We start from the raw sequence: 8,284 nt of genomic DNA, 5'->3' as shown, positions 1-8,284 counted from the left end.
TAGGGGGTGTCCGGACGTGGTGGCGCCCGTAACGAGCGCAGCGAAGTGAAGGTCGCAGTCCGGACACCCCCTACCCCCGCGGAGGCACCGGCGCCCGTGGAGGCACGGGTCTCCCCCACCCACAAGCCGAGGGCACCCACCGCACCCACCGCACCCACAAAGCCGCACCACACCCACAGACCGCGGGGCTCCTGACGCTGCCCCGCGCCCGATCCGGGGCCCTCCCGTGGGGGGCAGGGCCCCGGATCGCTTTTTCCTCCCCATTTGCCATGCCCATGACATGAAGGGACCCTCATGCGCATCCGCACCGCCCTCACCACGGCAGCCGCAGCCCTCCTGACCGCCGGCACCACCGCCTACGCGGCGGCCCCCGCGACCCCCGCCGCCACCACCGAGCACCGCCCCCTCGCCGGCCTCCGCGTCCTGATCTCCAACGACGACTCCATGCAGGCCGCCAAGGCGAGCAACTCCGACGGCCTCGGCCTCTACGAGCTGCGCCGCGCGATGTGCGCCGCGGGCGCGGACGTCGTCGTGATGGCCCCCTGGCAGGTCCAGTCGGGCAAGGGCACCGCCGTCACCAACGGCGGCGTGGTCACCGCCCAGCGCCGCACCGCGCTGCCCGCCGGCTACGAGGCCGACTGCGCGACCGCCCCCTCCCAGGGCGCGGTCTTCGGCGTGTGCCTCGCCGCGGGCCCCTGCGGCAAGGACACCCCGAGCGCCACCCCGGCCGACACGGTGAAGCTGGCCCTGCGCGGCGGACTGAGAGCGAAGGTGGGCTGGAAGGAGGCCCCGGACCTCGTCCTGACCGGCATCAACTCGGGCCCGAACGTCTCGGCCAGCGTCAACGACTCGGGTACGGTCGGCGCCGCCGTCGCCGCGATCGACCAAGGCGTCCCGGCCGTCGCGTTCTCCTCGTCCGGCGACGAGAGCAACCTGTTCTTCCCGCGCGAGAACTACCGCGCCCACGCGGAGTTCGGCGCCCGCCTCGTCGCCGGCCTGAGGGCGCGCTCCCTGCTGACCCCGGAGTTCGCGCTCAAGGTCGACTACCCGGACGTGAGCACCGGCCGGCGCGCGAAGCCCCCGGTGTGGACGCGGATCGGCGACGGCGCCGTGGTCTACCACGCCTTCGAGCAGCGGGGCACGAGCGACTCCTTCGACATCGCGCTCGGCCTGTGCCCGGTGGACGGCACGGGCGAGGGCGAGTGCGCGGAGGGCCGGAAGGACGCGGACTCGACCTGGCTGCTCGACAAGGGCCACATCACGATCGCCCCGGTGACCTGGGACCGCACGTACGGCACGCCGGTCGAGGCGCGGCGCGCGCTGAACCGAATCGAACAGTACGTCAAGCACGACGCGCCCCGCTTCTGAGCGGCTCGCGCGGCAAACCCCGTACTCCGTAACGTGTTCGCCCCGGCCACCCGCCTCAGGGGGGCGGCCGGGCCGAGCACCGTGGACGAGAACGGAGCAAGCCGGTATGAGCACCCCTGCCACCCCCGCCACTCCCGCAACCCCCACCACCCCCGTCGTCATCGACCGCCGCCAGGGCCCGTACGGAGAAGTGGTCCTACGCCGCCACGCCGAGCGCTACGAGATCATCGCCAACGGCACCTTCCTGATGGACACCTCGGACGGGCGCTCGGAGCGCCTGCTGATCGACGCGGCGATGGCGGCGCTCCCCGAGCCGGTCCGCGCCTCGGGTCCGGCGGTCCTCATCGGCGGTCTGGGCGTCGGTTTCTCGCTGGCCCACGCCGCCGCCGACCCGCGCTGGCGCAGGATCGCCGTGGCGGAACGTGAGGAGGCGGTCATCGACTGGCACCGCGAGGGCCCCCTCGCGGCGATCTCCGGCCCGGCACTCGCCGACGGACGCACCGTGATCCTGCACACGGACCTCCTGACCCACCTTCGCACCTCCCCGGACACCTACGACGCCCTGTGCCTGGACATCGACAACGGCCCGGACTGGACGGTCACCGAGGACAACGAATCCCTGTACTCCGCCCAGGGGTTGGCGGCCTGCGCGGACCGGCTCAGGCCCGGCGGGATCCTCGCCGTTTGGTCCGCCCGGCCGTCCGCCGATTTCGAAGGGTCATTGCGGAATGCCGGATTCAGCGGGGTACGCACCGAAGAGATCCCCCATGCCCGGGGCGTCCCCGACGCGGTCCACCTCGCCGTACGGCCTGCGTAGCCGGGACGGCGCCGGTACCTCTAGGCTGCTGCACCGACATCGGCGACGCGAGGCGGGGCAATGGAGCAGACACACACCACTCACCACGGTGCGGCGGCCACTCCGGGGGCCCAGCGGCGCGTCCTTGTCGTGGAGGACGACTCGACGATCGTGGAGGCGATCGCCGCGCGGCTGCGCGCGGAGGGCTTCCTGGTGCAGACGGCGACGGACGGACCCGCGGCGGTCGACGCGGCGGAGGCATGGCAGCCGGACCTGATGGTCCTCGACGTGATGCTGCCCGGATTCGACGGCCTGGAGGTCTGCCGCCGGGTCCAGGCGCAGCGACCGGTCCCGGTCCTGATGCTCACGGCCCGTGACGACGAGACGGACATGCTGGTCGGTCTCGGCGTCGGCGCCGACGACTACATGACGAAGCCGTTCTCGATGCGCGAGCTGGCCGCCCGGGTGCACGTCCTGCTGCGCCGGGTGGAGCGCGCCGCGCTGGCGGCGGTCACCCCGCGCAGCGGCATCCTGCGGCTGGGCGAGCTGGAGATCGACCACGCGCAGCGCCGGGTCCGGGTCAGGGCCGAGGACGTGCACCTGACGCCGACCGAGTTCGACCTGCTGGTCTGCCTGGCGAACACGCCCCGCGCGGTGCTCTCCCGCGAGCAGCTCCTGGCGGAGGTGTGGGACTGGGCGGACGCCTCCGGCACCCGGACCGTGGACAGCCACATCAAGGCGCTGCGCCGGAAGATCGGAGCCGAGCGCATCCGTACGGTCCACGGGGTCGGCTACGCGCTGGAGACCCCGGCGTCGTGAGCCGGCCGCGGCGGGACGCCGACGGCCGCCCCCGGCGGGAGCGGCACCGGATAGTGATCTCGATCAAGACCAAGCTGGGCGCGCTGGTGGTCGGGGCGGTCCTGCTGACCTCGTGCCTGGCGCTGGTGGCGATCCGCACCTCGACCGAGTTCCGCTACATCACGATCTTCGCGATGATCGCGACCCTGCTGATCACCCAGTTCGTGGCGCAGTCGCTGACCGCGCCGCTGGACGAGATGAACACGGTGGCCGGCTCGATCTCGCGCGGCGACTTCAGCCGCCGGGTGCGCGGTGCGGACCGCCGGGACGAGCTGGGCGACCTGGCGTCCACGATCAACCGCATGGCGGACGACCTGGAGGCGGTGGACCGGCACCGCAAGGAGCTGGTGGCGAACGTCTCGCACGAGCTGCGCACTCCGATCGCCGCGCTCCGCGCGGTGCTGGAGAACGTGGTGGACGGGGTCTCCCAGGCCGACCCGGAGACGATGCGGACGGCCCTGAAGCAGACCGAGCGGCTCGGCCGGCTGGTGGAGACGCTCCTCGACCTGTCACGGCTCGACAACGGTGTCGTGGCGCTCAGGACGCGTCGCTTCGAGGTCTGGCCGTACCTGTCCGGCGTGCTGCGGGAGGCGAACCTGGCGGCCTCCCAGCGCGGTCTGACCACCAGCTCGGGGCTGCACAACCGGACGGACGTGCATCTGCACCTGGACGTGTCGCCGCCGGAGCTGACCGCGCTCGCGGACGCCGAGCGGCTGCACCAGGTGATGGCGAACCTGATCGACAACGCGGTGAAGCACTCGCCGCCGCACGGGCGCGTCACCGTACGGGCCCGGCGCGGGCCGTTCCCGGACTCCCTGGAGCTGGAGGTCGAGGACGAGGGCCCGGGCATTCCGGAGGCGGAGCGGCACAAGGTCTTCGAGCGCTTCAACCGGGGCACGGTCCCGGCCCAGCACGGTCCGGGCAGCGACGGCGGCACGGGGCTCGGCCTCGCGATCGCGCGCTGGGCGGTGGATCTGCACGGTGGCCACATCGGTGTGGCCGAATCGTCACGTGGATGCCGCATCAGGCTCACCCTTCCGGGCAGCCTTCGCTCGCGGGATTGACGTAGGGTTCGAACCGGAAGCAGACGTTCTGCGTGTAACCGTACGAGCACTCGTACGAGAGACCCGCGTGACGTGGTCAGGAACAGGACAGGGATGCGCCCCCAGGGGGCCGCGCCCGCACTTTCCCCTACCCGTACGAGGGCAGAACCACGCTTGTTTCCCGCCATTCATGGCACCGAAACACCCCGTCAAGTGTGACTTGCGCGACGTTGGAGTGCCCGGCCTGCACCTCCCGGCCAGGGAGGCGTAGCCTTTATTTCCGCTGTCCATCACCTTGTGAAGCGGAAGAGGGCGGTTACCGCCGTGTCGTCTCAGTCCCCCAGTACCCCGAGCTCCCCGACCGACCAAGACGGGCAGGGAAAGTCCCCTGCCGCCGCCTTCGGTGCCAATGAGTGGCTCGTCGACGAGATCTACCAGCAGTACCTCCAGGACCCGAATTCGGTCGATCGTGCCTGGTGGGACTTCTTCGCCGACTACAAGCCCGGCGCCGCGGAGACTCCCGCGGCCCCGGCCGCCACCACTCCGACCACGCCCAGCGCCCCCAGCGCGCCCGTGGCGACGCAGACGGGCCCCGCACAGGCCGCGCCTGCCGTCACCCCGGCCGCTCCGGCCGCCTCGGTGCCCGCGCCGGCCCCGGCCCCCGTGAAGCCCGCCCCGGCGGCTCCCGCGGCGCCCGCGCCGGTCGCGAAGCCCGCCGCCGCGGCCCCGGCCCCGGTCAAGGCCAAGGAGGCCGCCGCGAGCACCGAAGCCCCCGCGGGCCCCGAGCTGGTCACCCTGCGTGGCCCGGCCGCCGCGGTCGCGAAGAACATGAACGCCTCGCTGGAGATGCCGACGGCCACGTCCGTCCGCGCCGTCCCGGTGAAGCTGCTCTTCGACAACCGCATCGTCATCAACAACCACCTGAAGCGCGCCCGGGGCGGGAAGATCTCCTTCACCCACCTCATCGGCTACGCGATGGTGCAGGCCATCAAGGCCATGCCGACGATGAACCACTCCTTCGCGGAGAAGGACGGCAAGCCGACCCTGGTCAAGCCGGAGCACGTGAACTTCGGTCTCGCGATCGACCTGGTGAAGCCCAACGGCGACCGCCAGCTCGTCGTCGCCGGCATCAAGAAGGCCGAGACCCTGAACTTCTTCGAGTTCTGGCAGGCCTACGAGGACATCGTCAAGCGCGCCCGCGTCGGCAAGCTCACGATGGACGACTTCACCGGCGTCACGGTCTCGCTGACCAACCCCGGCGGCCTCGGCACCGTCCACTCCGTGCCGCGCCTGATGCCCGGACAGTCGGTCATCATGGGCGTCGGCTCGATGGACTACCCGGCCGAGTTCCAGGGCACCTCCCAGGACACCCTGAACAAGCTGGGCATCTCGAAGGTCATGACGCTCACGTCGACCTACGACCACCGGGTCATCCAGGGCGCCGCCTCCGGCGAGTTCCTGCGGATCGTCGCCAACCTCCTCCTCGGCGAGCAGGACTTCTACGACGACGTCTTCAAGTCGCTGCGCATCCCCTACGAGCCGGTCCGCTGGTTCCGTGACATCGACGCCTCGCACGACGACGACGTCACCAAGGCCGCGCGCGTCTTCGAGCTGATCCACTCCTACCGGGTCCGCGGCCACGTCATGGCCGACACCGACCCGCTGGAGTACAAGCAGCGCAAGCACCCCGACCTGGACATCACCGAGCACGGCCTCACCCTGTGGGACCTGGAGCGCGAGTTCGCCGTCGGCGGCTTCGCCGGCAAGTCGATGATGAAGCTCCGCGACATCCTCGGCGTGCTCCGCGACTCGTACTGCCGCACCACCGGCGTCGAGTTCATGCACATCCAGGACCCGAAGCAGCGCAAGTGGATCCAGGACCGCGTGGAGCGCCCGCACGCCCGTGTGGAGCGCGAGGAGCAGCTGCGGATCCTGCGCCGGCTGAACGCGGCGGAGGCCTTCGAGACCTTCCTGCAGACCAAGTACGTCGGCCAGAAGCGCTTCTCCCTGGAGGGCGGCGAGTCCGTCATCCCGCTGCTCGACGCGGTCATCGACTCGGCGGCCGAGTCCCGCCTCGACGAGGTCGTCATCGGCATGGCCCACCGCGGCCGCCTGAACGTCCTGGCGAACATCGTCGGCAAGTCGTACGCGCAGATCTTCCGCGAGTTCGAGGGCAACCTCGACCCGAAGTCGATGCACGGCTCCGGCGACGTGAAGTACCACCTGGGCGCCCAGGGCACCTTCACCGGTCTCGACGGCGAGCAGATCACGGTCTCGCTGGCCGCCAACCCCTCGCACCTGGAGGCGGTCGACCCGGTCCTGGAAGGCATCGTCCGCGCCAAGCAGGACGTCATCAACAAGGGCGGCACGGACTTCACCGTCCTGCCGGTCGCCCTGCACGGTGACGCGGCCTTCGCGGGCCAGGGCGTCGTGGCCGAGACCCTGAACATGTCGCAGCTGCGCGGCTACCGCACCGGCGGCACGGTCCACATCGTCATCAACAACCAGGTCGGCTTCACCGCCGCCCCGGAGTCCTCGCGTTCCTCCATGTACGCGACCGACGTGGCCCGCATGATCGAGGCGCCGATCTTCCACGTGAACGGCGACGACCCGGAGGCGTGCGTCCGGGTGGCGCGGCTCGCCTTCGAGTTCCGCCAGACGTTCAACAAGGACGTCGTCATCGACCTCATCTGCTACCGCCGCCGCGGTCACAACGAGGGCGACAACCCGCAGTTCACCAACCCGCAGATGTACACCCTGATCGACAAGAAGCGCTCGGTGCGCAAGCTGTACACCGAGTCCCTCATCGGTCGCGGCGACATCACGCTGGAAGAGGCGGAGCAGGCGCTCCAGGACTTCCAGGGCCAGCTGGAGAAGGTCTTCGCGGAGGTCCGCGAGGCCACCGCCGCCCCCTCGACCCCGCAGGTCCCGGACGCCAAGCCCGAGTTCCCGGTCGCCGTGACCACCGCGGTCTCCGCGGAGGTCGTGAAGCGGATCGCCGAGTCGCAGGTCAACGTCCCGGAGCGGGTGACGGTCCACCCGCGCCTGATGCCGCAGATGCAGCGCCGCGCGGCCTCCATCGACGACGGCACCATCGACTGGGGCTTCGGCGAGACCCTCGCCATCGGCTCCCTACTGATGGAGGGCACCCCGGTCCGCCTGTCGGGCCAGGACTCCCGCCGCGGCACCTTCGGCCAGCGCCACGCGGTCCTGGTGGACCAGGAGACCGGCGAGGACTACACCCCGCTGCTCTACCTGGCCGAGGACCAGGCCCACTACAACGTCTACGACTCGCTGCTCAGCGAGTACGCGGCGATGGGCTTCGAGTACGGCTACTCGCTGGCCCGTCCGGACTCCCTGGTCGTCTGGGAGGCCCAGTTCGGTGACTTCGTCAACGGCGCGCAGACCGTCGTCGACGAGTTCATCTCCTCGGCCGAGCAGAAGTGGGGCCAGACCTCCGGCGTCACGCTGCTCCTGCCGCACGGCTACGAGGGCCAGGGCCCGGACCACTCGTCCGCGCGCCCGGAGCGCTTCCTCCAGATGTGCGCCCAGGACAACATGACGGTCGCCATGCCGACGCTGCCGTCGAACTACTTCCACCTCCTGCGCTGGCAGGTGCACAACCCGCACCACAAGCCGCTCATCGTCTTCACCCCGAAGTCGATGCTGCGTCTGAAGGCCGCGGCGTCCAAGGTGGAGGAGTTCACCACCGGCGGGTTCCGCCCGGTCATCGGCGACACCGCCGTCGAGGCCGGCACGACGAACCCGGCGGACGTCCGCAAGGTCGTCTTCTGCGCGGGCAAGGTCTACTACGACCTGGAGGCCGAGCGTCAGAAGCGCGGCGACACGGAGACCGCGATCATCCGTCTGGAGCGCCTGTACCCGCTGCCGGGTGCCGAGCTCCAGGCCGAGATCGCCAAGTACCCGAACGCGGCGAAGTACATCTGGGCCCAGGAGGAGCCGGCGAACCAGGGTGCCTGGCCGTTCATCGCGCTCAACCTGATCGACCACCTGGACCTGGCGGTCGGCGCGGACATCCCGGCGGGCGAGCGCCTGCGGCGGATCTCCCGCCCGCACTCCTCGTCCCCGGCGGTCGGCTCGGCCAAGCGCCACCAGGCCGAGCAGGCGCAGCTGGTCGCGGAGGTCTTCGACGCCTGAGTCGAGTCCCCGGCACCGAGGAGGCCCGGCACCCCACAGGGGGTGCCGGGCCTCCGGCGTC

At 71.0% G+C, this 8,284-nt stretch carries 5 protein-coding genes; all 5 read left to right on the top strand.

Translation table 11 applies throughout. The features are described 5' to 3' along the window. Positions 1-294 precede the first annotated feature (294 nt). The 5 genes from AB0Q96_RS28170 to AB0Q96_RS28150 all read left to right on the top strand — a co-directional run bounded on the left by AB0Q96_RS28170 (position 295) and on the right by AB0Q96_RS28150 (position 8,223). Positions 295-1,368 (top strand): 5'/3'-nucleotidase SurE, encoded by a 1,074-nt coding sequence (locus AB0Q96_RS28170; RefSeq protein ID WP_365330217.1) that lies wholly within the window; start codon positions 295-297, stop codon positions 1,366-1,368. A gap of 106 nt (positions 1,369-1,474) precedes the next feature. Continuing rightward, positions 1,475-2,185, top strand: coding sequence for a spermidine synthase (locus AB0Q96_RS28165; protein WP_365330215.1), 711 nt, complete (start codon positions 1,475-1,477; stop codon positions 2,183-2,185). Positions 2,186-2,245: 60 nt separating this feature from the next. Further along, entirely contained in the window at positions 2,246-2,983 is a 738-nt protein-coding gene (locus tag AB0Q96_RS28160; protein WP_365330213.1) for a response regulator transcription factor, read from the top strand. Positions 2,984-3,033: 50 nt separating this feature from the next. Further along, complete coding sequence (locus AB0Q96_RS28155) at positions 3,034-4,086, top strand: ATP-binding protein (protein ID WP_365330231.1); 1,053 nt, start codon at positions 3,034-3,036, stop codon at positions 4,084-4,086. Positions 4,087-4,389: 303 nt separating this feature from the next. After that, on the top strand, positions 4,390-8,223 hold the full coding sequence (locus AB0Q96_RS28150) for a multifunctional oxoglutarate decarboxylase/oxoglutarate dehydrogenase thiamine pyrophosphate-binding subunit/dihydrolipoyllysine-residue succinyltransferase subunit (protein WP_365330211.1): 3,834 nt from the start codon (positions 4,390-4,392) through the stop codon (positions 8,221-8,223). Positions 8,224-8,284 lie beyond the last annotated feature (61 nt).

This window comes from Streptomyces sp. NPDC093111 (assembly GCF_040683955.1).
Taxonomy (GTDB): Bacteria; Actinomycetota; Actinomycetes; order Streptomycetales; family Streptomycetaceae; genus Streptomyces.
The sequence above is the reverse complement of the archived record's forward strand: the minus strand, read 5'-3'. Positions and strand labels throughout refer to the sequence as shown.

Bases quoted from the DNA above. Each gene is read 5' to 3' on its own strand.
- AB0Q96_RS28170 (WP_365330217.1), top strand. From the start codon at position 295: ATGCGCATCCGCACCGCCCTCACCACGGCAGCCGCAGCCCTCCTGACC.
- AB0Q96_RS28165 (WP_365330215.1), top strand. From the start codon at position 1,475: ATGAGCACCCCTGCCACCCCCGCCACTCCCGCAACCCCCACCACCCCC.
- AB0Q96_RS28160 (WP_365330213.1), top strand. From the start codon at position 2,246: ATGGAGCAGACACACACCACTCACCACGGTGCGGCGGCCACTCCGGGG.